The sequence below is a fragment of the Streptomyces sp. NPDC044106 genome (assembly GCF_056433985.1).
The window spans coordinates 384,841-411,137 of record NZ_JBWKFZ010000002.1 but is presented as its reverse complement, the minus strand read 5'-3'; the positions used below and the strand labels follow the sequence as shown (position 1 = coordinate 411,137).

Genomic DNA, 26,297 nt, shown 5'->3' with positions numbered 1-26,297 from the left:
GACGCCACCGTGGGGGCTGCCACTGACCGTGGCCCTCTGTTGCCGTGACCGGCTACCGGTCCCGCGGCTCCGTGAGGCTCTGCGCCTCGCGTCCGACCCGGCGCCGCACGCCGAACCAGCCCGCGACCAGGGCGAGGCCCACGACCGGGATCAGGAACAGCGTCTTGCGGCCGACCTCGGCGTCCTTCCACATCAGGCAGAGGACGGCGAGCAGGAACGCGATCGTCACGTACTCGGTGACGCCGCTGAACGGGAGCTGAAACTTGGGCCGGGTGATCTCGCCGCGCTTGGCGCTGCGCACGAACGCCAGGTGGCAGACCATGATCGTGATCCAGGTGCCGATGATGCCGAGCGACGCCACGTTCAGGACGATCTCGAAGGCCTTGCCGGGGACCACCCGGTTGAGGCCGACGCCGACGACGCCGAGGGAGGCGGTGAGCAGGATGCCGCCGTAGGGCACCTGGTTGCGGTTCATCCTGGCCGTGAACCGCGGGGCGGAGCCCGACATCGCCATCGAGCGCAGGATGCGGCCGGTGGAGTACAGGCCGGAGTTGAGCGAGGACATGGCCGCGGTGAGGACCACGAAGTTCATCACGTCACCGGCGGCCGGGACGCCGATCTTGGACAGGACCGTCACGAACGGGCTCTGGTCGGCCGTGTACACCACGCCCGGGAGCAGCAGCGCGAGCAGGACCACGGAGCCGACGTAGAAGACGCCGACGCGCCACATGATCGAGTTCACCGCGCGCGGGACGATCTTGTGCGGCTCGGCGGTCTCGCCCGCCGCGACGCCGACCAGTTCCAGCGAGGCGTACGCGAAGACGACGCCCTGCATCACGATCACGACCGGCATCACACCGTTCGGCATGAGGCCGCCGTGGTCGGTGATCATGTTGAGGCCCGGCGTCTCGCCGCCCACCTTGTGCTGGCTGGCAAGCAGGTAGATGCCGATGATCATGAAGGCGCTCAGTGCGGCGACCTTGATGATCGAGAACCAGAACTCCATCTCGCCGAAGTACTTCACCGAGACGAGGTTCACCGAGAGCACGACCGCGAGGGCGATCAGCGCGAGCACCCACTGGGGTATGTCGGTGAAGAAGCTCCAGTAGTGGGTGTAGAGCGCGATCGCCGTGATGTCGGCGATGCAGGTGGTCGACCAGTTGAGGAAGTACATCCAACCGGCGAAGAACGCGCCCTTCTCGCCGAGGAACTCACGCGCGTACGACACGAAGGAACCGGACGACGGCCGGTAGAGGACCATCTCACCGAGCGCCCTGACCACGAAAAACGCGAAGATTCCGCACACGAGGTACGCGAGGGCGAGCGCGGGGCCCGCCGAGTGGAGGCGGCCACCCGCCCCCAGGAACAGGCCGGTGCCGATCGCGCCGCCGATCGCGATCATGTTGACGTGGCGGGCCTTGAGGTCCTTGCTATAACCGGCGTCGCCCGCGTCCGCGGGGGCCTGGGACGCAGCTGTGCGGGATGCGTCCGGGGCGGCCGAATCTACGGCTTCCTTGCTCACGGGGGGATCTACTCTCTGGTGCCCGAAAAACTCCGGGGTCCGGATGTGCTCCGGCCCGCGACACCCCTGACGTGCGCGCGGACCGACGGGACACCTTCCCCCACACACCCCGCCCCACGCGGTGGCGCACGTCACATAGCGGAACTTCTCACATGCTGGTCAGGGGGTGTACAGAGCATCGATGACCTGCTGGTACTTGTCCCGGATCAGTCGGCGGCGGAGCTTCAGGGACGGCGTCAGCTCGCCGGTCTCAGGACCCCACTCCTCCGCGAGCAGGCGGTAGCGCTTGATCTGCTCGGTGCGGTTCAAGCGCGCGTTGGCAGTCGCCACGGCGCGCGCCACCTCTTCCCGTACGGCCTCGTGGGCGGCCAGGTCCCCCTCGATCCCCCGCGCGGCGGCCCAGAGGGGCGCGAGGTCGGGGTCGAGGACGAGCAGCGCCACCAGATAGGAACGGCCGTCCCCGTGGACGAGTGCCTGCCCGATCAGCGGGTGCTCCTTGAGCGCGTTCTCGACGAGGGCGGGCGAGACGTTCTTGCCCGTCGACGTCACGATCATTTCCTTCTTGCGGTCGGTGAGCCAGAGGTAGCCGTCCTCGTCGAGCCGCCCGATGTCGCCGGTGGCGAACCAGCCGTCCGCGTCGCAGGCGCTGTCGACGCCGCCGTCGGGCCGCAGGTAGCCCTCGAAGACCGTCGCGCCGCGCACCAGGATCTCGCCGTCGTCGGCGATGCGTAGGCCGAGGCCTTCCAGGGGACGGCCGACCGACCCGAGCCTGAACGCGTCGGGGCGGTTCGTCGTGACCACGCCGGAGGTCTCGGTGAGCCCCCACGCGTCCATGATCACCAGCCCGAAGCCGGCCCAGAACCTGGACACGTCCAGCGGCATCGGCGCCGACGCGCTCGCCGTCCACACCAGCCGGTCGAACCCCGCGAGCGCGAGCAGCGGATCGAGCACCTCCCGTCTGGCCTCCTCGTACGCGGTGCGCAGCTCCGCGGTGGGCTCCTCGCCGCGCTCGCGGCAGGCGACGTGGGCGCGCGCCGTCCCGTTCGCCGCCTCGACGGCACGGCGCCGCTCCTCGGGCAGCGCGGCGAGCGCGGCCCGTACGGACGCGGCGAGCTTCTCCCACACGCGCGGGACGCCGAAGAACTGGACGGGGTGCAGTTCGCGCGCGGTGGCCGCCACCTGGGCGGGGTCCGCGCACAGGTAGACGTGGGCGGCGCGCAGCACCGGCAGGTAGATGCCGAGCAGGCGCTCCGCGACGTGCGCGAAGGGCAGGTAGCAGAGGTGCCCGGCGTGGTCGGGGAAGTCGACGACGCCGTCCAGGGCGATGCCGCCGACGAGGACGTTGCGGTGGGTGAGGCGGACGCCCTTGGGGTCGCCGGTGGTGCCCGAGGTGTAGACGACGGTGAGCGCGTCGCCGGGCCGGCTCTCGCGCCAGGACCTCTCGAAGGCCTCGGGGTCGAGGAGACGGGCGCCGGTGGCGCGCAGGGATCCGTGGGCGTGGTGCCCGCCCGCGTCGGCTCCCTCCACGACGACGAGGCGCTCCAGCGGGACCGTGCCGTCCGCGAGCAGCGGCTCCCAGCGCGGGAGTTCGCGGGCGCCCTCGATGATCGCGAGGCGGGCGCGGCTGTGCCGGGCGACGTGGGCGACCTGCTCGGGGGCCGCGGTGCTGTACACGCTGACGGGGACGGCGCCGAGGTGCACCAGGGCGAGGTCGCCGAGCCAGTGCTCGGGGCGGTTGCCCATCATCATCAGGACGTGCTCGCCGCGCCGCACCCCGAGCGCGCCGTATCCGGCGGCGAGAACGGCGACTTCGCGGCGCACCTCGCGCCAGGTGAGCGTCGACCACGCGCCGCCCGCCCGCCAGGAGAGCGCGGGGAGATCTCCGTGGTCCTCGGCGGCGCGGAGCAGCAGGGCGGGGAGCGTGAGCTCGGCGGGGTCCCCGGGGAGTCGCGGGGTCGTGGTCATGACCGCCTCCTGGCGCCATCGGCTGTGCGTGAGCGGACGGGTGCGTGAGGAGCGAGTGGCCGGGCGTGGACGGCCACGGGACTGGCCCGGAGGGTTTCACAACACTGGTGTGCCAGCAATACTGTTGCACCGGATTGATGCACGCCCGGCCAGGCACCGGACCGCTGCACCGACGGGGAGACGTCCGGAGAGCCGACCGGTCAGGGAGGGCGCGCGATGACGACGGACACGACCGGGACGAGGGACACGACGGACACGACGGCCGCCACGGACACGGCGCATACGACGGACGCCGAGGAGCCGAAGCTCACGGTCGACGAACTGGCCGCGCGCGCGGGCGTCACGGTCCGCACGATCCGCTTCTACAGCACCAAGGGGCTGCTGCCGCCGCCGGTGATCGGCGCGCGCCGTGTCGGCCACTACGGCCAGGAGCACCTGTCCCGGCTCGCGCTCATCGAGGAGTTGCAGCACCAGGGCATGACGCTCGCCGCGATCGAGCGGTACCTGGAGCAGCTGCCCGAGGATCTGAGCGCCCACGATCTGGCCATCCACCGCGCCGTGGTGGCCTCGTGGGCGCCCGACTCGGCGGAGGACGCCCCGCTCGCCGAGCTGGAGCGCAGGGCGGGCCGCACGCTCGGCGAGGCGGACCTGGAGCGGCTCGCGGCGATGGGCGTGATCGCCTTGACCGGGACCCCGGGGACGTACCGCGTGGACCTGGGGCTGCTGCGCCTGGGGGTGCAGCTCCTGGACGTGCCGATCGCGCACGAGACGATCCTCGCGGCACGCACGGTCCTGATGGAGCACACGCGTTCGGCGGCGCACGAGCTGTCCCGGCTCTTCCGCGACGAGGTCTGGGGCCCCTACCGCGAGCGCGAGTCGGACCCCGAGCACGTCGCGGCGATGCGCTCGCTCTCGGCGCACATGCAGCCGATGGTGGTGCAGGCGCTGGTGACCGCGTTCCAGCGCTCGCTCAGGGAGGAGCTGAGGGAGTGGCTCAAGGAAGGCTGAGCCACTCCCCCGCCGACGGCGGGATCACCCGTCGCTGAACTTCTCGCCGTTCTCCGCCTTCTCGACCAGCAGCGCGGGCGGCGCGAACCGCTCCCCGTACCGCTCGGCGAGCTCACGCGCGCGTGCCACGAAGCCGGGCAGCCCACCCTCGTAGCCGTTGATGTACTGCAGCACGCCGCCCGTCCAGCCCGGGAACCCGATGCCGAGGATGGAGCCGATGTTGGCGTCGGCGACCGACGTCAGGACGCCCTCCTCCACCAGGCGTACGGTGTCGAGCGCTTCGGAGAAGAGCATCCTCTCCTGCATGTCCTCGAACGGGATCTCGTGCCCCGGCTTGGTGAAGTGCTCGCGCAGGCCGGGCCAGAGCTTGGCGCGCTTTCCGTCCACGTAGTCGTAGAAGCCCGCTCCCCCGCTCCGGCCCGGGCGCCCGAACTCGTCGACCATGCGGTCGATGACGGTGTCCGAGGGGTGGCCCGCCCAGGTGCCGCCCGCCTCCTCGACGGCCTTCTTCGTCTCGTTGCGGATCTTGCGGGGCAGGGTGAGCGTCAGCTCGTCCATGAGGGAGAGCACCTTGGCGGGGTAGCCCGCCTGGGCCGCGGCCTGCTCGACGGAGGCCGGCTCGATGCCCTCGCCGACCATCGCGACGCCTTCGTTGATGAACTGCCCGATCACGCGCGAGGTGAAGAAGCCGCGCGAGTCGTTGACGACGATCGGGGTCTTGTTGATCTGGCGCACCAGGTCGAAGGCGCGGGCCAGCGCCGCCTCGCCCGTCCGCTCGCCCTTGATGATCTCGACGAGCGGCATCTTGTCGACGGGCGAGAAGAAGTGCAGGCCGATGAAGTCGGCCGGGCGCGTGACCCCTTCGGCCAGGGTGGTGATCGGCAGCGTCGAGGTGTTGGAGCAGAGCAGCGCGTCCGGCTCGACGACGTCCTGGATCTCCTGGAACACCTTGTGCTTGAGCGAGGTGTCCTCGAAGACGGCCTCGATCACGGCGTCGCAGCCCGCGAGGGCCCCCGGGTCCGCGGTCGGCGTGATGCGGGCGAGCAGCGCGTCCGCCTTCTCCTGGGTGGTACGGCCGCGCTGGACGGCCTTGGCGCAGAGCTTCTCGGAGTAGCCCTTGCCCTTCTGCGCGGCCTCGGCGGAGACGTCCTTCAGGACGACCTCGATGCCCGCGCGGGCACATGAGTACGCGATGCCCGCGCCCATCATCCCGGCACCGAGGACGGCGACCTTGCGGACCTGGCGCGGCTCGACGCCCTTGGGGCGGTTGGCGCCGGAGTTGACGGCCTGGAGGTCGAAGAAGAACGCCTGGATCATGTTCTTCGCGACCTGGCCGGTGACCAGCTCGGTGAAGTAGCGGGCCTCGATGGTCAGCGCGGTCTCGAAGTCGACCTGGGAGCCCTCGACGGCCGCGGCGAGGATGTTGCGCGGCGCGGGGTAGTTGGCGCCCCCCGTCTGCTTCTTGAGGTTGGCGGGGAAGGCGGGCAGGTTCGCCGCGAACTTCGGATGGGCCGGGGTGCCGCCCGGGATGCGGTAGCCGGGCTTGTCCCAGGGCTGCTGCGACTCGGGGTTGGCGTCGATGAAGGCGCGGGCCTTGTCGATCATCTCCTCGGGCGTGGCCGCCAGTTCGTGGACGAGGCCGTTCTCCAGAGCGCGCTTCGGGTTGTACTGGGTGCCCTGGAGGAGCACCTTCAGGAGCGCGTCCGTGATGCCCATGAGGCGCACGGTGCGGGTGACGCCGCCGCCGGCCGGGAGCAGGCCGAGGGTGACCTCGGGCAGGCCGATCTTGGAGCCGGACACGTCCAGGGCGACGCGGTGGTGGGAGGCGAGGGCGATCTCGTAACCGCCGCCGAGCGCCGCGCCGTTGATGGCGGCGACGACGGGCTTGCCCAGGGTCTCGATGCGGCGCAGCGAGTTCTTGATCGCGTTGCCCGTCTCGAACGCCTGCCGGGCGTTCTCCGGGCCGACCTTGATCATGTCCTTGAGGTCGCCGCCCGCGAAGAAGGTCTTCTTCGCGGAGGTGTAGATGAAGCCGCGGATCGCGTCCTTGTCGGCCGCGACGGCGGCCTCCGCGCGGTCGGCGATCGCCGCGATGGAGTCCTTGAACGCCTGGTTCATGGTGTTCGCGGACTGGTTGGGGTCGTCGAGGACGAGGGTGACGACGCCGGTGTCGTCCTGTTCCCAGCGGATCGTTGTGCTTTCGGTCATTTCTGATTCTCCGTGAAGTCTGTGGCAGGCGGAATCTGGGGAGGATGGCGGGGGATCGTGGCCGACTGACCGCGAGTGGGGGCTGGTCGCGCAGTTCCCCGCGCCCCTGAAGGCATGCGGCTGCGCCGCAGCCTTCCCCGATACGGGCCCCTGAGGCGGCGCACGCAGTGCGCCTTTCAGGGGCGCGGGGAACTGCGCGAGCAACCACGACGTACCCGCGGTTGGCGACGCACCCCGAACCCCTACGGCGAGGCCCCTTACAACCGCTCGACGATCGTCGCGATGCCCATCCCGCCCCCCACGCACAACGTGGCGAGCCCGTACCGCAGATCCCGCCGCTCCAACTCGTCCACGAGCGTCCCGAGGATCATCGCCCCGGTCGCCCCGAGCGGATGCCCGAGCGCGATCGCGCCGCCGTTGACGTTGACCTTGTCCAGCGACAGGCCCATGTCCTTGACGAAGCGCAGCACGACCGCGGCGAACGCCTCGTTGATCTCGACGAGGTCGATGTCGTCGATGGTCAGACCGGCCTTGGCGAGCGCCTTGCGGGTCGCGGGCGCGGGCCCGGTGAGCATGATCAGCGGCTCGGAGCCGGAGACGGCGGCGGAGACGATCCGCGCGCGCGGGGTGAGGCCGTAGCGCTCGCCGACCTCCTTGCTGCCGACGGCGACCAGCGAGGCGCCGTCGACGATGCCGGAGGAGTTGCCCGCGTGGTGGACGTGGTCGATCTCCTCGATCCAGTGGTACTTCTGCAGCGCGACCGCGTCGAAGCCGCCCAGGTCGCCGATGTCCTTGAAGGACGGCTTCAGCTTGGCGAGGGAGTCGGCGGTGGTGCCGGGGCGCAGGTGCTCGTCGTGGTCGAGGACGACCAGGCCGTTGCGGTCCTTGACGGGCACGACGGACCTGCCGAAGCGGCCGTCCTTCCAGGCCGCGGCGGCGCGCTCCTGGGAGAGGGCCGCGTACTCGTCGACGTCGCGCCGCGAGAAGCCCTCGATGGTGGCGATGAGGTCGGCGCCGATGCCCTGCGGCGCGAAATTGGTCTCAAAGTTGGTCATCGGGTCGGCGAACCAGGCGCCGCCGTCGGAGGCCATCGGCACCCGTGACATCGACTCGACGCCGCCCGCGAGCACCAGGTCCTCCCAGCCGGAACGGACCTTCATCGCGGCGAGGTTGACGGCCTCCAGGCCCGAGGCGCAGAAGCGGTTCTCCTGGACGCCGGCCACGGTGTCAGGCAGCCCCGCGGCGATGGCGGCGATCCGCGCGATGTCGGAGCCCTGGTCGCCGACCGGGCCGACCACACCGAGGACGATGTCGTCGATGGCGGCCGGGTCGAGGCCGGGGAAGCGGGCCCGGATCTCGTGGATGAGGCCGACGACGAGGTCGATGGGCTTGGTGCCGTGCAGGGCGCCGTTGGCCTTGCCGCGTCCGCGCGGGGTGCGGATCGCGTCGTATACGTACGCTTCGGTGGTCACGCGTGAGCCTTTCGGGTGTCCGGGAGGGTGCGGTTCTCGGGGGCGGAGGTCAGCCGAGGAGGGAGCGGCCGATGATCTCCTTCATGATCTCGGTCGTACCGCCGTAGATCGTCTGGATGCGTCCGTCGGTGAAGGCCTTGGCGACGCGGTACTCGGCCATGTAGCCGTACCCGCCGTGCAGCTGCAGACAGCGGTCGGCGACGCGCTTCTGCAGTTCGGTCGCCCACCACTTCGCCATCGACGCGTGGACGGCGTCGAGTTCCCCGTTCGAGTGATCGACGATGCACCGGTCGAGGAAGGTGCGGGTGACCGCGCACTCGGTCGCCATCTCCGCCACCTCGAAGCGGATGTGCTGCAACTTGGCCAGCGGCCGCCCGAACGCCTCGCGCTCCTTGACGTACGTCGTGGTGATCTCCAGGAGGTGCTCGGCGGCGGCGATCCCCGCGACGGCGATACCCATGCGCTCCTGCGCGAGGTTCGTCATCAGGTGGACGAAGGCGCCGTTGAGCTCGCCGAGGAGGTTCTCCTTGGGGACGCGTACGTCGTTGAAGAAGAGCTCGGCGGTGTCCTGGGACTTCTGGCCGATCTTGTCGAGGTTGCGGCCCCGCTCGAACCCTTCCGTGTCGCGCTCGACGACGAGGAGGGACAGACCGTGGGCGCCGCCTTCGGGGGACGTCCTGGCGACGACGATGACGAGGTCGGCCAGGATGCCGTTGGAGATGAACGTCTTGGAGCCGTTGAGCACCCAGTGGTCGCCGCGGTCCTCGGCGCTGGTGCGGATGGCCTGGAGGTCGGAGCCCGCGCCGGGCTCGGTCATCGCGATGGCCGTGATGATCTCGCCGGTGCAGAAGCCGGGCAGCCAGCGCCGCTTCTGCTCGTCCGTGGCCAGGGAGGTGAGGTACGGGCCGATGATGTCGTTGTGCAGGCCGATCGCGAGCCCGGCGGCGCCCGCGCGGGTGAACTCCTCGGCCAGGACGGCGGAGTAGCGGAAGTCGGTGTTCCCGCCGCCTCCGTACTCCTCGGGGACGGCGAGGCCGAGCAGCCCCTGTCGGCCCGCGGCGAGCCAGGCGTCGCGGGAGACGATGCCGTCCTTCTCCCACTGCTCGTAGTGCGGGAGCACCTCCTTGGCGAGGAAGGTGCGGACGGTCTCGCGGAACGCGTCGTGCTCGGCGGAGAAGATCTGCCGCTTCATCTGTACGTGGCCTCCTGGAGCCCCGGTTGTGACCGGCGAGCCCCTTTCAGAGCCAGCCATTGACGGTGTCGATCAGCTTGGCCGGCCCGGGGCCGACGGGTATGAGTCCCCCAGGGCCGGTACGTCCCAGTCGCGGGCCACTTCGGCGGTGTCGGCGCCGGGCTGCGCGGGGCCGGTGCGGACCTGCGTCGGGGTAGCGGAGAAGCGGGGGGCCGGGGCGGGCTGGGTGATGCCGCCGTGGTCGACGAAGGTGCCGCGCGCCGCGAGGTGCGGGTGGCCGGGGGCCTCGCGCAGGGAGAGCACGGGCGCCACGCAGGCGTCGGAGCCCTCGAAGACGGCCGTCCACTCGTCGCGCGTACGTTCCTTGAAGCGGGCGGCGACGGCCTCGCGCAGGTCGCCCCAGCGGGCCAGGTCCTTCTGGGCGGGTGCGGTCCCCGCGAGGCCGAGGAGCCCGATGAACTCGTCGTAGAACTGCTGCTCGAGGGAGCCGACGGCCATGTAGCCGCCGTCGGCGGTCTCGTAGTTGCCGTAGAAGGGGCAGCCGCCGTCGAGGAGGTTGGCGCCGCGGCGGTCCTGCCAGCCGCCGGCCGCGAGCATGCCGTGGATCATCGCGGAGAGGTGCGCCGCGCCGTCCACGATCGCGGCGTCCACGACCTGCCCGGCACCGTGCACGCGCGCGTGGTGCAGTGCCGCGAGGATGCCGACGACGAGGTAGAGCGAGCCGCCCGCGTAGTCGCCCACGAGGTTCGCGGGGATCGCGGGCGGCTCACCGGGGTTGCCGATCATGCCGAGGGTGCCGGTGATGGCGATGTACGCGATGTCGTGCCCGGCGCGCTGGGCGAGCGGCCCCTCCTGGCCCCAGCCGGTCATCCGGCCGTAGACGAGCCGCGGATTGCGGGCGTGGCACTCCTCGGGGCCGACGCCGAGGCGCTCGGCCACGCCGGGGCGGTACCCCTCGATGAGGACGTCGGCGCGCTCGACGAGGTCGAGGACGCGGGCCGCGCCGTCGGGGGCCTTCAGGTCGACGACGACGGAGCGCTTGTTGCGGTTGGTCACGTCGTACGCGGGGTCGATCGCGAGGCCGCCCCCGCGCGGGCGGTCGACGCGCACGACGTCGGCGCCGAGGTCGGCGAGGAGCATGGCCGCGAAGGGGCCGGGCCCGATGCCCGCGAGCTCCACCACGCGCACTCCGGCCAGCGGCCCGTGAACTTGCGTGCCCGGTACTGCCATTGAGCCCCCAGCGCTATGACACAAGTGATGTAACACCAATGATGCTAAGAACGTGTTCCACCGTGCACAAGCCCTTGACGAGCAAGCGCTTAGCCAATTTTGACTCCGCACGCTAGCCTCGGCCACCGACAACTGCGCGGGACCCACGGCAAAGAGGTGCCATGACTGCCATGACCAGTGGTAACAGCGAGAGTCACCGCAACAGGAACAGTGATCGCCCGTACGACATCGTGCTCTTCGGAGCGACAGGTTTCGTGGGGATGCTGACGGCGGAGCATCTCGCCGCCCACGCTCCCGACGGGGTGCGGTGGGCCGTCGCGGGGCGCGACACCGCGAAACTGGAGGCCCTGCGGGAGCGGCTCGCCGCCGTCAACCCCAAGTGCGCCGACCTTCCCCTGGTCCACGCGGATGCGGCCGACACCGCGTCCCTGCGGGAGATGGCCGCCCACGCGCGGGTCGTCGCCTCGACGGTCGGCCCGTACCTGACGTACGGGCAGGAGCTGGTCGCGGCGTGCGCCGAAGCGGGCACGGACTACGTGGACCTGACGGGTGAGCCCGAGTTCGTCGACCTCATGTACGTGCGCCACGACGCCCGCGCTCGGGAGACCGGCGCACGGATCGTGCACTCCTGCGGGTTCGACTCGGTCCCGCATGATCTGGGGGCGTACTTCACGGTGCGGCAGCTGCCCGAGGGGGTGCCGTTGCGCGTCGACGGGTTCGTGCGGGTCGGCGCGCAGTTCTCCGGCGGGACCTTCGCCTCCGCGCTCAACCAGTTCGCGCGCGGGCCGCAGATGCTGGCCGCCGCGAAGGAGCGGAAGCGGCACGAGCCGCGCCCGGTGGGCCGCAAGGCGTACGCCCCGCCGGGCGCGCCCCACTACGCGGCCGAGGTCGGCGCGTGGGCACTGCCGCTGCCGACGATCGACCCGCAGGTGGTGCAGCGCTCGGCGCGGGCCCTGGAGCGGTACGGGCCGGACTTCCGCTACCGGCACTACGCGGCCGTGAAGTCGCTGCCGGTCGCGCTGGGCGGCCCCGTGGCCATCGGCGGTCTGCTGGCGGCCGCGCAAGTGCCGCCCGTGCGGCGGTGGTTGTCCGGACGGCTCAAGCCCGGGGACGGGCCGAGCGAGTCACGCCGGGCCACGTCGTGGTTCACGGTGCGCTTCGTCGGCGAGGGCGGCGGCAAGCGCGTGTTCACCGAGGTCTCGGGCGGTGATCCCGGCTACGACGAGACGGCGAGGATGCTGGGCGAGTCGGCCCTGTGCCTGGCGCTCGACGACCTGCCTCCGACCGCGGGCCAGGTCACCACGGCGACGGCGATGGGCGACGCGCTGATCGAGCGGCTGCGCGCCGTGGGGATCTCTTTCCGAGTGGCGTCCGTGCGTTGAGCTGTGAAGCAAGGGAGTTCCCCCTGGCCGTTACGACCACACCCCGTTCCGTCCTTCTGGTCTTTCAGACTGTACGGACCGGTTGGTCACCGGCCGGTGCCGGATCGGTTTCGTAGGCTTCCGCGTCCGAGAGGTCGCGGTGCCGGGTCTCCTCGGCGCAGCCGAGGGCGATGACGGTGAGCAGGACGGCGGCCATGACGTAGAGGGCGATGGGCGCGGCGCTGTCGTACTCGGCGAGCAGGGCGGTGGCGATGAGCGGGGCCGGGGCGCCGGCGGCCACGGAGGAGAACTGGGCGCCGATCGACGCTCCGGAGTAGCGCATGCGGGTGGCGAACATCTCGGAGAAGAACGCCGCTTGCGGGGCGTACATCGCGCCGTGGAAGAGCAGGGCCACGGTTACGGCCGTGATGAGCGCCCCGAAGGAGCCCCGGTCGACGAGAGTGAAGAACGGGTAGATCCAGCCGCCCATGCCGAGGGCGCCGACGAGGTAGACGGGACGGCGCCCGGTTCTGTCGGAGAGGGCGCCCCACAGGGGGATGGTCACGAAGTGGACGGCGGACGCGATCAGGACGGCGTTGAGAGCGGTCTGCTTGCTCGTGCCGGCCTGCTCGGTCGCGTACACGAGGATGAACGCGGTGACGACGTAGTAGGAGATGTTCTCCGCCATGCGGGTGCCCATGGCGATGAGGACGTCGCGCCAGTGGTCGCGCAGGACGGCGAGGACGGGCAGCTTCTCACTGGCGCCGTGTTCGGTCTTGCGTCGTTCGGCTGCCGCGAGGGCGGCTTTGAACACGGGTGATTCGTCGACGGAGAGCCGGATCCACAGTCCGACCAGGACCAGCACGCCGGAGAGCAGGAACGGCACCCGCCAGCCCCAGGAGTCGAACGCCGCGTCCGAGAGGGTGGCCGTCAGTGCGGCGAGCACGCCCGTGGCCAGCAACTGCCCGGCCGGCGCTCCGGTCTGCGGCCACGACGCCCAGAAGCCGCGCCGTCTGGCGTCTCCGTGTTCCGCCACGAGCAGGACCGCGCCGCCCCATTCGCCGCCCAGGGCGAAGCCCTGGACCAGGCGCAGTGCGGTGAGCAGGAGCGGGGCGGCCGAGCCGACGGTGGCGTGGGTGGGGAGCAGACCTATCAGGAAGGTCGCGCCGCCCATCATCAGCAGGCTGTACACCAGGAGCTTCTTGCGGCCGAGCCGGTCCCCGAAGTGGCCGAAGACGAGGGCGCCGACGGGGCGGGCGGCGAAGCCGACGGCGTAGGTCAGGAAGGAGAGCAGCGTGCCGACCAAGGGGTCGGAGTCGGGGAAGAAGAGTTTGTTGAACACGAGTGCGGCGGCGGCGCCGTAGAGGAAGAAGTCGTACCACTCGATGGTGGTGCCGATGAGACTGGCGGCCACGATCTTCTTCAGGTCTTTGGGAGTCTGGGGGTGCGCTGGGGATGGGGACGACATGGGAAGCACCACTTTCGAGACGGGTGGCTGACGTTGTTCGCGGTGTCGTGCCAGGGTGGGGTTCTCGGCCCGCGACCCGTTATGTGTGCGGCGCACACTGCCCCTGCGGGGATGTCCTCGCCGCAGCCATACCGGGGGTCGCGCGGGCCCGGTCAGGTTCGTGGCCGCGCGCTGTGGCAGGTGAAGCTGCGCGCGGAGGCGGGTTCGCCGTGGCCGCGGTACTTCGGCCAGGAGGGGTAGGCGCACAGCGGCCGGGTGCGGGAGTTGCCGGCGGGGCCGGCGTCGGTGACGACGGGCCGTGTTGGCGGCTCGCCGTCCTCGGTCCAGCTCTCCAGTGCGCTCAGTGAGTCGTAGCTCGCCGCGAAGGACGCGTCGACGTTGACGTGATTGGCGCCGGGGATGAGATAGAGCCGGGCGAAGGCGTCGGTGGCACGGCGGCCCATGCGCTGCTGGACGCGCTCGAAGTACTCGACGGTGGAGCGGTGGCTGACGAGTTCGTCGGCGGTGCCGTGCAGCAGGAGGAGTTTCCCGCCTCCCTCGGCAAAGCGGCGCAGGTCGGGGTCGTTGACGTCCTGGAGGGCGGAGAGGTTGCTGATGCGTCGCTGCCGGACGCCGGGGCGGCGGGGGTCCACGGCCAGCGAATCGTGTGCCGGGTCGCGGGTGACGAAGTAGCGCACCCACTGGTCCCAGAACTGGACGCCGTAGCCGCTGTCCTTCGGCATCGGATGGCCGGGGGCGCGGGCGCCCATGCCCAGCAGTGGGGTGGTCATGTCGGCTCCGGAGAGGAAGGGGAAGCCGGGGTAGCCGCTTTCGCCACTGGCCAGTCGGTGTTTGAAGCGCAGGGGGGAAGAGAGCGCATCGACGGCGTGGATCTGGCGGTCCGACAGGCAGGTGTCCGCAGTGTCCCTGCCGCCCGGGCAGCGCAGGGTGCGGGGCTGGAAGCGACAGCCCGACTCGTCCGAGATGACGCCGTCGCGCAGGCCGTCGTCGCCGTCACAGGCGCTGATGACGCCGCGGTACAGAAGGTCCTGTTCGGTCGGGTCGAGGACGGCCCCGGGGCGGGAGAGGATCTGCGCTTCGTAGCCGAAGAAGAGGTTGAGGCCGACGGCGTTCCAGGCGGGGTAGGCGGCGATGACACCGTCGAAGTCGGTGGGCAGGCGCTGGGCGACGGCAAGGGCTTCGCGTCCGCCGCTGGAGCCGCCGGCGAAGTAGCTGTGGGCGGCAGTGGCGCCGTAGCGTGCGCGGATGATGAAGCGGGCGGCGTCATGGGTCTTCTTCAGCGCGTCGCCGGCGAAATTTCGCACCGCTTCGTCGTTGACGCCGAAGGAGCCGTCCAAAGAGGTGACCGGCTGGAAGTCCGGCGCCGCCCGGTGGCCGGAGTCACCGGCGTAGGTGGCGTAGCCGCGGCTGAGGGGGCGTGGCCGGCCGGTCGGGCCGAAGGGGACGCTGCCCGTGACATCGGGGATGGTGCCGTCGTAGCCTCCGCCGCCGAACATCATCGTCTTGTCGTTCCACCGCTGCGGCAGGGCGACGCGCAGGGTGATGTCGGGAGCGCGCGGGTCCATCGGGTGGATGACAGCGTCGACACGGCAGTACGCGCCGGTCGGCGAGGTTCCGCCGTCGGCCGGCGCGATGGTGTTCGCGGTGCTCACCTCGCCGCCCGTGGTGGGCAGCCCGATCACTGAGGCGGGTATGCGCAGGCCGCGCAGGTCGCCGCAGCCGTTCGGTCGCTCGGCGGCGTGTGCCGGGAACAGGAGCGTGCCGCTGACCAGAGCGCAGGCGAGCCCTGTCGCGGTGATGGCCTTCTTCATGGCGTCTCCGTAGCTCGTGCCTCGTGTCGCGAGGCGCAAAGGCTACGAAGGGTGCCGCCATGGACGGTATGGGCTCGGCGCACACAGGGGCGGCCCGCGAGGTGTGTTGGGCGCCGGGGGGGGCGGGTCAGTACTTGCTGACTTTCAGCAGCCGCAGGGCGACCTGGATCTCCAGGAGCCGTTCCGGGTCGCGCCAGGTGGTGCCGAGGAGCATCGACACCGCCGTCCTCGACGTGACGGAGAACGGCCTGGCCCTGGTGGAAACCGCCCCGGGCACCACCGTCGAGGACATCACCGACAGCACGGCCGCGCCCGTACGCGTACGTGGCGAACGGACCGTGTCCAGTGGTCCGGTGCCGTCGAAGTCCCTCAAGCGAGGGTGTTGAGGGACTTCGCGAGCCGATCCGTCGGCGTACCGGAGGTGCCGGTCAGAGCACCGGCACCGGGTACGTCGGGTACTCCACCCCGGAGACGTGCTGGACGACGCGGATCACCTGGCACGAGTAGCCGAACTCGTTGTCGTACCAGAGGTAGAGGATCGCGTTGTCGCCGTCGACCTTGGTGGCGCCCGCGTCGACGATCGAGGCGTGGCGCGAGCCGATGAAGTCGTTCGAGACCGCGTCGGGGGCGCTGGTGAAGTCGATCTGGCGCTTGAGCGGTGAGGTCAGCGACACGTTGCGGAGGTAGTCAAGGACTTCCTCGCGGTTGGTCTCGCGGCCGAGCCGCAGGCTGAGGATCGCGATCGAGACGTCAGGGACCGGGACGCGGATCGAGCTGCCGGTGATCGGCGCCTTGAGGTCGGGCAGCGCCTTGGCGACGGCGGAGGCGGCCCCGGTCTCGGTGATCACCATGTTGAGCGGCGCCGAGCGGCCGCGGCGGTCGGCCTTGTGGTAGTTGTCAAGCAGGTTCTGGTCGTTGGTGAACGAGTGGACAGTCTCCACGTGCCCGCGCACCACGCCGTACTCGTCCGCCATCGCCTTCAGCGGCGGCACGATCGCGTTGGTGGTGCAGGAGGCGCAGGACAGGATCTGCTCGTCCGGCTTGATCGTGTCGTGGTTGACACCGTGCACGATGTTCGGGACGTCGCCCTTGCCCGGCGCGGTGAGGACGACCTTGTCGATACCGGGCCGCAGGTGCTGCGAGAGGCCCTCGCGGTCGCGCCACTTGCCGGTGTTGTCGATGAGGATGGCGTCCTTGATGCCGTATGCCGTGTAGTCGACCTCGGAGGGGTCGTTGGCGTAGATCACCTTGATCTCGTTGCCGTTGGCGACGATCGTGCTGTTCGCCTCGTCGACGGTGATCGTGCCCTGGAACTGGCCGTGGATCGAGTCGCGGCGAAGGAGCGACGCACGCTTGACGATGTCCTGCTCGCCCCCCTTGCGGACGACGACGGCGCGCAGCCGCAGGCCGTTGCCCGAGCCGGACTTCTCGATGAGCAGCCGGGCCACGAGGCGGCCGATACGGCCGAAGCCGTAGAGGACGACGTCGCGCCCCTCGCGGCACTCGATCTTGTTGGCACCGGTGGCACCGGCGACGGCCTCGGCGGTGAACGCCTCGACCGTGAGCCCGCGGTCGTCGGCCTTGTACGTCGCGGCGAGCATGCCGATGTCGATCTGCGAAGGTCCGAGATCGAGCGTAGTGAGGGCCTGCAGGAACGGCAGCGTCTCGGTGACCGAGAGCTCCTCCCCGGCGATCTGCCGGGCGAATCGGTGGGTCTTCAAAATGCTGACCACCGACTTGTTCACCAAGGAGCGGCTGTGCAGCAGGACCGTCACGTCCCGCTCGCGGTGCAGCTTCCCGATGATCGGGATCATCGACTCCGCGATCTCCTCGCGGTGCTTCCAATTGGTGAACGAGTCGTCATTGACAGTCACAGGAGTATCTTTCGAGCTAGGCGGCGCTCATATGCTAACCCGCTCCTCATTTGATCGTTCATCGGGTGCCGCGGCACCACTGGTCGCCTCCCGCAAGGCCGTGCGGCACAAGGCGTCCGCGCGGCGCGTGGACTCCGGCAGGCGGTAGCGGGGCGTCAGGCGCAGAACGTGCTCGCAGGCGTTGGCGAGGCTCACGCGGTGGCCCACCGAGACGAAGACCGGCTTCACGTCCGCGCGGGTGCGCAGCGCACTGCCCACCTCCTCCGCGCCGTCCAGCAGCGGCGCCGCACTCCCGCGCGCGGGAGCCGGGTCCTCGTACGAGAAGGCGAAGGGGTTCTTGGCGACGCCCATCGTCGCCAGGCCCGTCAGCACGCCGAGGTGGCTCGCGAGGCCGAAGCGGCGCGGGTGGGCGACGCCGTAGCCGTCGCAGACGACGAGACCTGGGTCGGTCCGCAGCCCGGCGAGCGCGGCGAGGATCGCCGGGATCTCACGGAACGCCAGCAGACCCGGCACGTAGGGGAACGTCACCGTGCCGACCGCCGTCGACTCCTCGACCACGTCGAGCGTGCCCGCGTCAAGGACGACGACGGCCGCCGCGACGATGTCCCGCTCGTCGTCGTAGGCGACGTCCACGCCGGTCACGTGCCCCGTGCCGGGCGGCGGACCCGTCTCGTCCAGGACGACACGGGCGCGCAGCTCGTCCTGGACGGCGCGCGCCGTCCGCTCATCGGTGGGCCAGTCGGAAGGCTTGGCGTAGCTGGTCATAGTGCCGGGAAGCCTAGTTGGCGTTAATCCCCCCTCCCCCGCGGCCATCTCCCCACGGTCACCGCCGCGATCACGACCGCCCGGCATTAAAGAAGCGTAAAGATTGCCGGAATCAGGCAATGTCACGGCGCCGGACGCCATGTGATCATCGCTCCGTACCGAGGTGGGCGACGTGGACGGAGGAAGTGATCCGATGACGGTTTTTCTGGGTCTCGGCATCGCCGGAATCGTGCTGCTGTTGCTCTCGCTCGCCCTCGACGGGGTACTCGAAGGGCTCTTCGAAGGAGCGGGCGCGCTGGACGGGCTCTTCGACGGGCTCCTTTCCCTGCCCGTGATCGCCGGATTCGTCTCCATGCTCGGCTTCGGCGGGGCACTCGTCCTCGGTACGACCGGGCTCGGGGCGGGCCCCGCCGCCGTCGCGGGGACCTTCGCCGGAACCGGAGCGGGCTGGGTGACCTGGAAGTTCACCCGGGTCCTGATGCGCGAGCAGACCGCCCCTACCCCGCGCGGCACCGACCTCGTGGGGACCGCGGGCTCCGTGGTCACCGCGATCCCGGCCGACGGCTACGGCGAGGTACTGCTCCAACTCGCGGGCCAGCCCGTGAAGTTCGCGGCCCGCAGCTCGGCCGCGGTGGCGCGGGGCACCGAGATCTGGGTCGACGCGGCACTGTCGCCGACCTCGGTGGCGGTACGGCCCGTGGAGCGCTGACCACGCACCGGCCGGCCGTACACCGCTTCGCCACTTCACCGCTGCGCCGCTCGCGCAGCGACCGCCCCGAAACACGCACATCCATCACATAACCGATCTGCCGTCCCCGGGTGGCAGGGGGGAATGCACCATGAGTCCAGTCCTGACCGCCGTCATCGGAGTCGTCGTACTCCTCGTCCTCCTGGCGCTCGTCGTCATCACGCGCTACAAGGTCGCCGGGCCCAGCGAGGCCTTCATCGTGACCGGACGGCGCGGCAAGAAGTCCACCGACCCGGAGACCGGCCGGATCATGACCGACAACAGCGGCCAGAAGGTCGTGGTCGGTGGCGGCGTCTTCGTCATCCCGTTCGTCCAGCAGAAGTTCACCCTCGAACTGTCCTCGCGGCACATCCCGATCGCCGTGCGCGGCGCGGTCACCCTGCGCGGCGTGAAGGCGAACCTCGAAGGCGTCGCCATTGTGAAGGTCGGCGGCACCGAGGACTCGATACGGGCCGCGGCCCAGCGGTTCCTCGTGCAGCAGGACGGCATCGTCGGCTTCACCCAGGAAGTGCTCTCGGGCGCGCTGCGCTCCATCGTGGGGCGGATGTCGGTCGAGGACATCATCCGCGACCGCGCCGCGTTCGCCGGTCAGGTGGCGGAGGAGGCCGAGGCCAGCCTCTCCGGGCAGGGCCTCGTCCTCGACGCCTTCCAGATCCAGGACATCACCACCGAGGGCTCCTACCTGGAGGACCTCGGGCGCCCCGAGGCCGCCCGCGCCAAGCAGGAGGCGGACATCGCCGAGGCGGTGGCGCGGCGCGCCGCGGAGCAGGCGCGGCTGAAGGCCGAGGAGGAGATCGCGATCGCCCAGCGGACGTTCGCGCTGAAGCAGGCCGAGATCAAGGCCGAGACGGACGAGGCGGCGGCGCGCGCCGGCGCCGCGGGGCCCCTCGCCGAGGCGGCCAGGCAGCAGGACGTGTTGTCCGAGCAGGAGAAGGTCGCGCAGCGTCAGGCCGCGCTGACCGACCGGGAGTTGGACACCAAGGTCCGCAAGCCCGCCGACGCCGCCCGCTACCGGGCCGAGCAGGAGGCGGAGGCCCGCAGGATCGGCCTGGTCAAGCAGGCCGAGGCCGACGCCGAGCGGGCGCGCCTCACCGGTGAGGGCGAGAAGGCGCACCGTGCCGCGCTCGCCGACGCCGTACGCCTGGAGGGTGAGGCCGAGGCCGCCGCGATCGGCGCGAAGGGCTCCGCCGAGGCGGAGGCGATGCGCAAGAAGGCCGACGCGTTCACGCAGTACGGGGACGCCGCCGTCCTGCAGATGCTCGTCGAGGTCCTGCCGAGCGTGGTCGCCAAGGCGTCCGAGCCGCTCAGCGCGGTGGACAAGATGACGGTGATCTCGACGGACGGGGCGAGCCAGCTCTCCCGCACGGTCGCCGACAACGTCGCCCAGGGCATGGAACTCCTCAGCTCCACCACGGGAGTCGACCTCGCTGAGCTCCTGAAGGGCATCACCGGCGGCAAGGCGTCCGCCCCGGCCCCGGAGGCCACCGCGGCACCGGCCGCCGTCAACGGCCGGATCGAAGTGACCGACTGACGTCCGTTCGCCGTACCACCATCGCCAGGGTGTCGTCCTGGTGCAACACGTCACTGAGCAGATCCCCGGCCAGCAGGCCGGGGATCTGCTCGATCGGTCGTGCACGGTGGCGGCACAGGGCTTCCTTGAGCCGGGCCTCGCCCTCGATGGGGTCCCGCCGGCTCTCGGTGAGACCGTCGGTGTAGAGGAGCAGCACGTCGTCGGGTTCCATGGTCGTCGTCAGGACGCGGTCGCTGCCGGGCAGCGGGAACCCGATGCCGCGCCCGCGCACCTCGAGGTAGGTCGCGCTGCCGTCCTTGTGGGCGAGCAGCGCCGGCGGGTGACTGCCGTTGGCCAGGGCGAGCTTTCCGTCGGCCGGGTCCAGGCGGGCCAGCAGCAGGGTCGCCATGACGTTCTGGTCGAAGGGGGCGAGGATGGTGTCGGTCCGCGCCACGATGGTCTCCAGCGGGTGGCCTTCGAGAGCGAGGGTGCGCACCGCGTGGGTGACGGTCAGGGCGGTGCGGGTGCTGGTGATCCCGTGCCCGATCGCGTCGACGACGGTGATGTGGACCGTTCCGTCCGGGAGCGTGAACCAGTCGTACAGGTCTCCGCCGGTGGGCGCGTCGTCACTGGCCGGGGCGTAGTGCACGCCGAGTTCCAGGCCGTCGACGTGGAGCGGTCTCGGGCGCAGCGCGTCCTCGAGGGCGCGCAGGGTGCGGCCGTGCGCGGTGCGCAGCTGCTCGTCGCGCTCCTCCAGCTGTACGTACAGGGCGAGGACCCCGCTGTTGGTCTCCGCCAGTTCGTGCTTGAGCCGCTGGTGTTCGTCGGCCAGCGTGTCGGCGCGGGCGAGTGCGGCCCGGAGCTCCTCCTCCAGCAGGGCGATGTCGCTGTCTCCGTGCTGCGCCGCGGCGGCGGGGGTGGCCGGTGGGCGGCTCGCGGGGTGTCCCGGCCCACCGGCGGACGGCGCTCCCTGGCCGTGCGCGCCGCCGGTCGGCAGGGGCAAGTTCCAGACGACCGTGCCGTCAGGCTGGGTCCGCGCGCGCAGCGGCAGGCGGTCCGTCGCCAGTTCCGTACCGACGCACTGGTGCGGCAGGCGCAGCGCGAGGGTCAGCTGGTGGGCGCCGTCCGCGCTCGTCTCCCGCCCGCTGAGCAGGGTGACGGGGCGGCCGACGCCGAGGGCCGCGGCCGCCACCTCGCTCAGGGACAGGACGAGGCGCGCCCGGTCGTCGGCGGGGAGCCGGTGCCCGAGGGCGATGCTGCGCACGGTGTGCCGCAGGGCCTTGAGCGTACGGAAGGTTTCGCGGGTCATCTCATTCCCAGGTGCGGGCCGAGGGCCAGGATGGTCGCGTCGTCACGACAGCGGCGGTGGGTGTGGGCCAGGGAGGCCGCGAGGAGCACCGGGGGCAGCGTGAGGCGTGCGTCGGAGGGGGCGTACGCCCACCGGTGGTCGATCCCGTCGGTGTGCAGGACCACGGTGGTGTGCTCGGACAGCTCCAAAAGCCGGCTCCTGGGCCTGGGGAGGGTGTAGCCGACGATGCCGGCCTGACCGTTGAGCTGGTGGTGGACGCCTTTGGAGGACAGGGTCACGGCGCGGACGTTGCCGACGCCGCAGTACTCGGCGCGGGCGCCGGTGATGCGCAGGGCGGCCACGGCGGCGCCGCGCGTGTGCCGCAGGGCCTTGTGCAGTGCGGTGAGGATGTCCACCAGCGGGGCGACGGGATTCGACAGGAAGGTGCGTTCGGCGCGCTGGGCCGCCGTCGCGGCCTCGGGGCCGTGGCCGAGGCCGTCGATCACGAGAGCGGTGCGGACGCCGTCGTGCTCGGCGACGGCGTACCCGTCGCCGTTCTCCTGCTCCCCGTCGGCGGGCAGGCACAGGGCGGCCGGGACCGCCTGGACGCGCGGCGCGTCCGGGTCCGCCAGGCGGGCGTGGACGAGCGTGCCGAACCCCGCCTCCGAGCGGATGGCGAAGTCGGTGGCGATCCGGCGCGCGGCGCCCAGGCCCGCGCCCATCGTCTTGGTGGTGCTGTACCCGTCCCTGAGGCTCAGGTCGATGTCGGGCATGCCGGGGCCGCTGTCGACGGCGAAGAGGTCCAGCGCGCCGTCGAGGGACGAGCGCTGGACGAACAGGGCGCCGTTCCTCGCGTGCTTGAGGATGTTGCTCGCCAGCTCGCTGGCGAGCACGGCCGCCTGGTCAGGCAGCGCCCCTGGCATCTCCCGCGCGACCGAGCGGGCCCGGTCGGCCGCGCTCTGCACGGCGCTGGGGTGGTCTATGGCGATGTGCAGGGTGCGCGCCGCCGCGCCGGCGTTCATCGCCGTCCGTTCCATCGCACGGCGGTGATGACCGTGCCCCGGCCCGGGGCCGACTGCACCTTGAACTCGTCCATGAGACGGCGCGCGCCGCCCAGGCCGTGTCCGAGACCGGCACCGGTGGTGTAGCCGTCGGTGAACGCCTGGTCGAGGTCGGCGATGCCGGGCCCCTGGTCGCTCACCGTGAGCCGCAGCCCCCGCTGTCCGCCCTGGCCGATGATCTCCAGGGCGAGGGAGCCACCGCCGCCGTGCACGTAGGCGTTGCGGGCCAGCTCGCTGGCGGCCGTGACGATGCGTGTCTGGTCCACGAGTCCGAAACCGGCCCGCAGGGTCGCCTCCCGTACCGCGTGGCGCACCGCGAGCAGGTCCTCCTCGGCCCGGATCGCGTACTCGTCGCGGAGGCTCTCGCTCTCCGCGGACGGCGCCCGCATGCTCGCCATGGGCCGCTCGGAACGGGTGGGGGCGGGGACGGAGGGTGTCTTCTGGAGGTCACCGTAGAGGGACAACAGGACTCCCCTTGGGTGATCGGGAGGCCGGCTGCCAGCCCAGGGCGATCATTCCCTGTTCCGCGTTGAGCGTGGTCTCCACACCGGACAGCTCGAGCCCGAGCTCCACCAGAGTGATCGCGACCGCCGGTCGCATACCGGCCACTATCACCCGTGCCCCCAAGAGCCGTGCCGTCGTCGTCAGTTCCATCAGCGTGCGGGCCACGAACGAGTCGATGATCTCCAGCCGGGAGATGTCGATCAGGATCGCGCGGGCACGGTCGGCGACGATGCGCTGCGTGAGCTCATCGGTGAAGGCGATCGCCGCCCGGTCGTCGAGCTCGTTGAGCAGGCCGGTGACGAGCACGTCACCGAACCGCAGGATCGGGACGCTGCTCAAGCCGCCGCTCACCGCGCGTCCGCGAGAGACGCCCGCTGTTCCGGCTGGTCGGTGAGGAGCGGAATGGCGGCGGCGAGGGCGTCGGCCAGCGTCGAGCGCGTCAGGATGGCCGAGAGGTCGATGCCGAGCTGGGCGATGATCTGGGCGATCGGCGGGCGGATGCCGCTGATCACACAGTCGGCGCCCATCAGCCGTACGGCGTTGACCGTCTGCATCAGATGGTGGGCGACCGCCGTGTCCACCGTGGGGACGCCGGTGATGTCGATGATGGCGACCTGCGCCTCGTCCCGCTCGATGGCCTCAAGGAGGTTCTCCATGACGACCTGGGTCCGGGTCGTGTCGAGCGTTCCGATCAGCGGGACGGCCAGCACGCGGTCCCAGATGCGCACCACCGGCGTGGAGACTTCCAGGAGCTGGCGGCTCTGTCGCCGGATGATCTCCTCGCGGCCCTCGACGAAGATCTCGAAGGACATGGCGCCCGCGGTGTCGAGGAGGCGGTTGATGAACAGGGCGGCCTGGTAGAGCGCGGTGACGTCGCGCGTCTCCTGCTGCACCGCTTCGAGGAGTGCCTCCTTGAGCGCGAGGACGGCCATGTAGGTGGCCGTGGGGGAGGCACCTCCACGGGCGCGGCGCAGCGACAGGTCGGTGATGGCCTGGCGCAGGCCTCGCTGCGAGGCCACGACCTCCTGCACCGGGGAGTCGGTCTCCAGGCCGGCGAGCAGCGTCTCGACCAGGGAATCGGCTTCCTCGTTCAGTTCGTGTTCGGTGATCCCTGTCTCCAGGACCGACTGTTCCGACTGAAGCTGGACCCAGCGGTCGGCAACTTTCTCGCCCTGGTCACGCAGGGCGGCGATGACGCGCAACCGGGCCTCGGGCTCACTGGTGTTCATTCCATCCACCTTAGCAATTGTTGTCGCGCGGCAAATGTTATCCGAGGCGACGATCTCCCGAAGGCGGAGGCCGCGTGCGCGTCAACTGCGCGATTCAGCCGCACCGTTACCGGTCGTGTTCCGGCCACTCGCCGGTCCCCGGCGCCTCGTTCACCCGAACCTCACAGCTCTCGGTCCTTCACGACCGTCTGTGTGTACCTGGCTACGCCGGAAGTAAACCCGCGCGATCAGGCCAATGATCGGCGGGGACGGCGACATCGCACCGTCGCGGGCGTCAGGCGGACTCCGCCGAGTGGTCGTCCGTCGAGGCCGGCCGGGGTGTGGTGCACTCCACTGACCGGTGGAAGCCGCTCAACCCCTGCACGAGGGCGGAGCGTTCCGCGGGCCGCATCGCCGAGATGGCTTCGAGCAGCGCACTCTCCCGGCGGTCCCGCAGTTCGTTGAGGTATTTTTCTCCCCGGCTCGACAAGCGCAGTTCGAGCTCGCGGCGACTGGCCGAACTGAGGGAGCGCTCGATGAAGCCCAGGGCGTGAAGACGGTCACACATGCGGCTCACCGACGACGGCGCGGACCCCACATACTCGCCGAGGGTGCGGAGGTTGATCCCCCGAGCACCGTCCAGGGCGTACAGCACACGCAGCTGGGACGACGAGACCGGCGCCGTGGGCGTGATGTCCCTGCCTCTGCTCCACAGCACTTCGAGCAGCTCGATGACTTCCCGGGCAGCATGCGCGGCCGCATCCTGGTCGCCCCCGACGGAAGTTTCAAAATCCATGCCGTCAACTGTGACACTTCGCAATGACGCTGTCAGTCGCTGAGGCATGGCAGGCCGACGGCTCCTTCTCACAAGCTCGCATCCCGAACAGGAACAGGTGGTACCCGACAGGTGGACAGATTCACGTCCGTGGAACGTGCTCTGCGAAGATCCGCACCGCACGCCCTCCTCGAAGCGGTACAGGAGGCGCTCGCCGTCCACTACGCGGCCGACTCCGTCGAGCTGCTCATGGCCGACTACGCGATGACCATACTCCAACCGGTCAGCGCCATCCCGCACTCCGCGACACCCGTACCGGTCCACCTCGGCGCACCCGGCCGCGCGTTCGGATCCCAGGAACCGTTCCTCGAATCGGACGACCGTACGGACCAGATCACCGCGCATCTGCCCGTCACCGTACGCGGCGACCGCATCGGCATCCTCACCGCGCGTCTGCCCGCCCACGCCTGCGACCAGGCCACCGTGGACGAACTCGCCGAAGTGGCCGAGGTGCTCGGCCACGAGATCGTCGTGGCGGAACGCGACACCGACCTCTACGTCCGGGCCCGCCGGGCCGATCGGCTCACCCTCGCCGCCGAGATGCAGTGGCAGTTGCTGCCCGGCCGCTCCTGCTCCCGCCCCGAGTACGAGATCGGGGCCCAGCTCGAACCGGCCTACGCCGTCTACGGCGACAACTTCGACTGGTCCGCCACCGCGGACCACCTCACCCTCACCGTCACCAACGGGATGGGCAAGGGCGTCCAGGCCGCCCTGCTCACCCTTCTCGCCGTCACCGCGATGCGCAACGCCCGGCGCGCCGGACTGTCCCTGGCCGACCAGGCCTGCCTGGCCGACCAGGCCGTGTACGGCCACTTCCAGGGGGCGCTCCACCTCTCCGTGCTGCTCCTGCGCTTCCATCTCGGCACGGGCGAGACGGAGATCATCGACGCGGGCTCGCCGACGATGTGGCGGCTGCGCGACGGCAGGCCCGAGCCCGTCAAGCTGGACGCCCAGCTTCCGCTCGGCATGTCCGAGGACACGCCGTACACCACCGAGCACTTCCACGTCCGGCCCGGAGACCGGCTCATGTTCGTCAGCGACGGCGTCTACAACACGGCGTCGCCGACGTCCGAGTCCTTCAGCGAGCGGGTCCTCGGCCGGGCGATGACCAGCACCCGCCTCCTGCCCCCCTCGCAGGTGCCGCGCGCGGTGCTCAAGGAGCTCGCGGGGTACCGCGGGCCGATCGACGCCGACGACGACGCGATGATCGTGTGCCTCGACTGGCGAGGGCGCCCCTGACAGCCAACTCCCGCGCGCGGAGGCGGCG

General features: G+C 70.8%; 22 protein-coding genes. 5 read left to right on the top strand and 17 right to left on the bottom strand.

Going from position 1 to position 26,297, the window contains the following annotated elements; all coding sequences use genetic code 11:
* Positions 1–52: 52 nt before the first annotated feature.
* The gene (locus tag AC07DI_RS04570; protein ID WP_384247572.1) at positions 53–1,522 is read right to left on the bottom strand and encodes an amino acid permease; all 1,470 of its coding nucleotides are present in this window, start codon (positions 1,520–1,522) and stop codon (positions 53–55) included.
* 159 nt (positions 1,523–1,681) lie between these two features.
* On the bottom strand, positions 1,682–3,487 hold the full coding sequence (locus AC07DI_RS04565) for an AMP-dependent synthetase/ligase (protein ID WP_478902134.1): 1,806 nt from the start codon (positions 3,485–3,487) through the stop codon (positions 1,682–1,684).
* A 216-nt stretch (positions 3,488–3,703) separates the two neighbouring features.
* On the opposite strand from AC07DI_RS04565, the gene AC07DI_RS04560 reads away from it, so the two are divergent.
* On the top strand, positions 3,704–4,495 hold the full coding sequence (locus tag AC07DI_RS04560) for a MerR family transcriptional regulator (RefSeq protein ID WP_478902133.1): 792 nt from the start codon (positions 3,704–3,706) through the stop codon (positions 4,493–4,495).
* Positions 4,496–4,519: 24 nt separating this feature from the next.
* Here AC07DI_RS04560 and AC07DI_RS04555 read toward each other — a convergent pair whose 3' ends face one another.
* The 4 genes from AC07DI_RS04555 to AC07DI_RS04540 all read right to left on the bottom strand — a co-directional run bounded on the left by AC07DI_RS04555 (position 4,520) and on the right by AC07DI_RS04540 (position 10,597).
* On the bottom strand, positions 4,520–6,703 hold the full coding sequence (locus tag AC07DI_RS04555) for a 3-hydroxyacyl-CoA dehydrogenase NAD-binding domain-containing protein (RefSeq protein WP_478902131.1): 2,184 nt from the start codon (positions 6,701–6,703) through the stop codon (positions 4,520–4,522).
* A gap of 257 nt (positions 6,704–6,960) precedes the next feature.
* Positions 6,961–8,175, bottom strand: a complete 1,215-nt coding sequence (locus AC07DI_RS04550; protein ID WP_384247584.1) for an acetyl-CoA C-acetyltransferase — start codon at positions 8,173–8,175, stop codon at positions 6,961–6,963.
* Between the two features lie 49 nt (positions 8,176–8,224).
* Positions 8,225–9,367, bottom strand: coding sequence for an acyl-CoA dehydrogenase family protein (locus tag AC07DI_RS04545; RefSeq protein ID WP_478902129.1), 1,143 nt, complete (start codon positions 9,365–9,367; stop codon positions 8,225–8,227).
* Between the two features lie 72 nt (positions 9,368–9,439).
* The gene (locus tag AC07DI_RS04540) at positions 9,440–10,597 is read right to left on the bottom strand and encodes a CaiB/BaiF CoA transferase family protein (RefSeq protein ID WP_478902127.1); all 1,158 of its coding nucleotides are present in this window, start codon (positions 10,595–10,597) and stop codon (positions 9,440–9,442) included.
* A gap of 161 nt (positions 10,598–10,758) precedes the next feature.
* Between AC07DI_RS04540 and AC07DI_RS04535 the strand changes: the two genes are divergently transcribed.
* Positions 10,759–11,979, top strand: coding sequence for a saccharopine dehydrogenase family protein (locus AC07DI_RS04535; RefSeq protein WP_478902126.1), 1,221 nt, complete (start codon positions 10,759–10,761; stop codon positions 11,977–11,979).
* A gap of 64 nt (positions 11,980–12,043) precedes the next feature.
* On the opposite strand, the gene AC07DI_RS04530 is transcribed toward AC07DI_RS04535, so the two are convergent.
* The 5 genes from AC07DI_RS04530 to nfi all read right to left on the bottom strand — a co-directional run bounded on the left by AC07DI_RS04530 (position 12,044) and on the right by nfi (position 17,876).
* Positions 12,044–13,426, bottom strand: a complete 1,383-nt coding sequence (locus AC07DI_RS04530; RefSeq protein WP_478902125.1) for an MFS transporter — start codon at positions 13,424–13,426, stop codon at positions 12,044–12,046.
* Between the two features lie 152 nt (positions 13,427–13,578).
* Entirely contained in the window at positions 13,579–15,237 is a 1,659-nt protein-coding gene (locus AC07DI_RS04525) for a tannase/feruloyl esterase family alpha/beta hydrolase (RefSeq protein ID WP_478902123.1), read from the bottom strand.
* Between the two features lie 127 nt (positions 15,238–15,364).
* On the bottom strand, positions 15,365–15,610 hold the full coding sequence (locus AC07DI_RS04520; protein WP_478902122.1) for a hypothetical protein: 246 nt from the start codon (positions 15,608–15,610) through the stop codon (positions 15,365–15,367).
* A gap of 55 nt (positions 15,611–15,665) precedes the next feature.
* The gene (locus AC07DI_RS04515; RefSeq protein ID WP_384247594.1) at positions 15,666–17,111 is read right to left on the bottom strand and encodes a glyceraldehyde-3-phosphate dehydrogenase; all 1,446 of its coding nucleotides are present in this window, start codon (positions 17,109–17,111) and stop codon (positions 15,666–15,668) included.
* Positions 17,112–17,138: 27 nt separating this feature from the next.
* The gene (nfi, locus tag AC07DI_RS04510) at positions 17,139–17,876 is read right to left on the bottom strand and encodes a deoxyribonuclease V (protein ID WP_478902121.1); all 738 of its coding nucleotides are present in this window, start codon (positions 17,874–17,876) and stop codon (positions 17,139–17,141) included.
* 193 nt (positions 17,877–18,069) lie between these two features.
* On the opposite strand from nfi, the gene AC07DI_RS04505 reads away from it, so the two are divergent.
* Positions 18,070–18,585, top strand: a complete 516-nt coding sequence (locus tag AC07DI_RS04505) for a hypothetical protein (protein ID WP_478902120.1) — start codon at positions 18,070–18,072, stop codon at positions 18,583–18,585.
* 130 nt (positions 18,586–18,715) lie between these two features.
* Complete coding sequence (locus AC07DI_RS04500; RefSeq protein ID WP_384247599.1) at positions 18,716–20,155, top strand: flotillin family protein; 1,440 nt, start codon at positions 18,716–18,718, stop codon at positions 20,153–20,155.
* On the opposite strand, the gene AC07DI_RS04495 is transcribed toward AC07DI_RS04500, so the two are convergent.
* The 6 genes from AC07DI_RS04495 to AC07DI_RS04470 all read right to left on the bottom strand — a co-directional run bounded on the left by AC07DI_RS04495 (position 20,127) and on the right by AC07DI_RS04470 (position 24,991).
* Complete coding sequence (locus tag AC07DI_RS04495; RefSeq protein WP_478902119.1) at positions 20,127–21,443, bottom strand: PP2C family protein-serine/threonine phosphatase; 1,317 nt, start codon at positions 21,441–21,443, stop codon at positions 20,127–20,129. The genes AC07DI_RS04500 and AC07DI_RS04495 overlap by 29 nt on opposite strands.
* Positions 21,440–22,444 (bottom strand): SpoIIE family protein phosphatase, encoded by a 1,005-nt coding sequence (locus AC07DI_RS04490; RefSeq protein ID WP_478902118.1) that lies wholly within the window; start codon positions 22,442–22,444, stop codon positions 21,440–21,442. The genes AC07DI_RS04495 and AC07DI_RS04490 overlap by 4 nt, the downstream gene beginning before the upstream one ends.
* Positions 22,441–22,881 (bottom strand): anti-sigma regulatory factor, encoded by a 441-nt coding sequence (locus AC07DI_RS04485; protein WP_478902290.1) that lies wholly within the window; start codon positions 22,879–22,881, stop codon positions 22,441–22,443. The genes AC07DI_RS04490 and AC07DI_RS04485 overlap by 4 nt, the downstream gene beginning before the upstream one ends.
* A 49-nt stretch (positions 22,882–22,930) precedes the next feature.
* Positions 22,931–23,326 carry an STAS domain-containing protein gene (locus AC07DI_RS04480; protein ID WP_384247603.1) on the bottom strand — a complete coding sequence of 132 codons (396 nt, stop codon included), beginning with the start codon at positions 23,324–23,326 and terminating at the stop codon, positions 22,931–22,933.
* An 8-nt stretch (positions 23,327–23,334) separates the two neighbouring features.
* The gene (locus AC07DI_RS04475) at positions 23,335–24,216 is read right to left on the bottom strand and encodes an STAS domain-containing protein (RefSeq protein WP_384247604.1); all 882 of its coding nucleotides are present in this window, start codon (positions 24,214–24,216) and stop codon (positions 23,335–23,337) included.
* A 274-nt stretch (positions 24,217–24,490) separates the two neighbouring features.
* The gene (locus AC07DI_RS04470) at positions 24,491–24,991 is read right to left on the bottom strand and encodes a MarR family winged helix-turn-helix transcriptional regulator (RefSeq protein ID WP_384247606.1); all 501 of its coding nucleotides are present in this window, start codon (positions 24,989–24,991) and stop codon (positions 24,491–24,493) included.
* 111 nt (positions 24,992–25,102) lie between these two features.
* Between AC07DI_RS04470 and AC07DI_RS04465 the strand changes: the two genes are divergently transcribed.
* Positions 25,103–26,269, top strand: coding sequence for a PP2C family protein-serine/threonine phosphatase (locus AC07DI_RS04465; protein ID WP_478902117.1), 1,167 nt, complete (start codon positions 25,103–25,105; stop codon positions 26,267–26,269).
* The last annotated feature ends 28 nt before the right edge of the window (positions 26,270–26,297 follow it).

Coding starts and splice junctions, on each gene's coding strand:
- AC07DI_RS04565 (WP_478902134.1), bottom strand. CDS start 3,487: ATGACCACGACCCCGCGACTCCCCGGGGACCCCGCCGAGCTCACGCTC.
- AC07DI_RS04560 (WP_478902133.1), top strand. CDS start 3,704: ATGACGACGGACACGACCGGGACGAGGGACACGACGGACACGACGGCC.
- AC07DI_RS04555 (WP_478902131.1), bottom strand. CDS start 6,703: ATGACCGAAAGCACAACGATCCGCTGGGAACAGGACGACACCGGCGTC.
- AC07DI_RS04545 (WP_478902129.1), bottom strand. CDS start 9,367: ATGAAGCGGCAGATCTTCTCCGCCGAGCACGACGCGTTCCGCGAGACC.
- AC07DI_RS04540 (WP_478902127.1), bottom strand. CDS start 10,597: ATGGCAGTACCGGGCACGCAAGTTCACGGGCCGCTGGCCGGAGTGCGC.
- AC07DI_RS04535 (WP_478902126.1), top strand. CDS start 10,759: ATGACTGCCATGACCAGTGGTAACAGCGAGAGTCACCGCAACAGGAAC.
- AC07DI_RS04530 (WP_478902125.1), bottom strand. CDS start 13,426: ATGTCGTCCCCATCCCCAGCGCACCCCCAGACTCCCAAAGACCTGAAG.
- AC07DI_RS04525 (WP_478902123.1), bottom strand. CDS start 15,237: ATGAAGAAGGCCATCACCGCGACAGGGCTCGCCTGCGCTCTGGTCAGC.
- nfi (WP_478902121.1), bottom strand. CDS start 17,876: ATGACCAGCTACGCCAAGCCTTCCGACTGGCCCACCGATGAGCGGACG.
- AC07DI_RS04505 (WP_478902120.1), top strand. CDS start 18,070: ATGACGGTTTTTCTGGGTCTCGGCATCGCCGGAATCGTGCTGCTGTTG.
- AC07DI_RS04500 (WP_384247599.1), top strand. CDS start 18,716: ATGAGTCCAGTCCTGACCGCCGTCATCGGAGTCGTCGTACTCCTCGTC.
- AC07DI_RS04495 (WP_478902119.1), bottom strand. CDS start 21,443: ATGACCCGCGAAACCTTCCGTACGCTCAAGGCCCTGCGGCACACCGTG.
- AC07DI_RS04490 (WP_478902118.1), bottom strand. CDS start 22,444: ATGAACGCCGGCGCGGCGGCGCGCACCCTGCACATCGCCATAGACCAC.
- AC07DI_RS04485 (WP_478902290.1), bottom strand. CDS start 22,881: ATGGCGAGCATGCGGGCGCCGTCCGCGGAGAGCGAGAGCCTCCGCGAC.
- AC07DI_RS04475 (WP_384247604.1), bottom strand. CDS start 24,216: ATGAACACCAGTGAGCCCGAGGCCCGGTTGCGCGTCATCGCCGCCCTG.
- AC07DI_RS04470 (WP_384247606.1), bottom strand. CDS start 24,991: ATGGATTTTGAAACTTCCGTCGGGGGCGACCAGGATGCGGCCGCGCAT.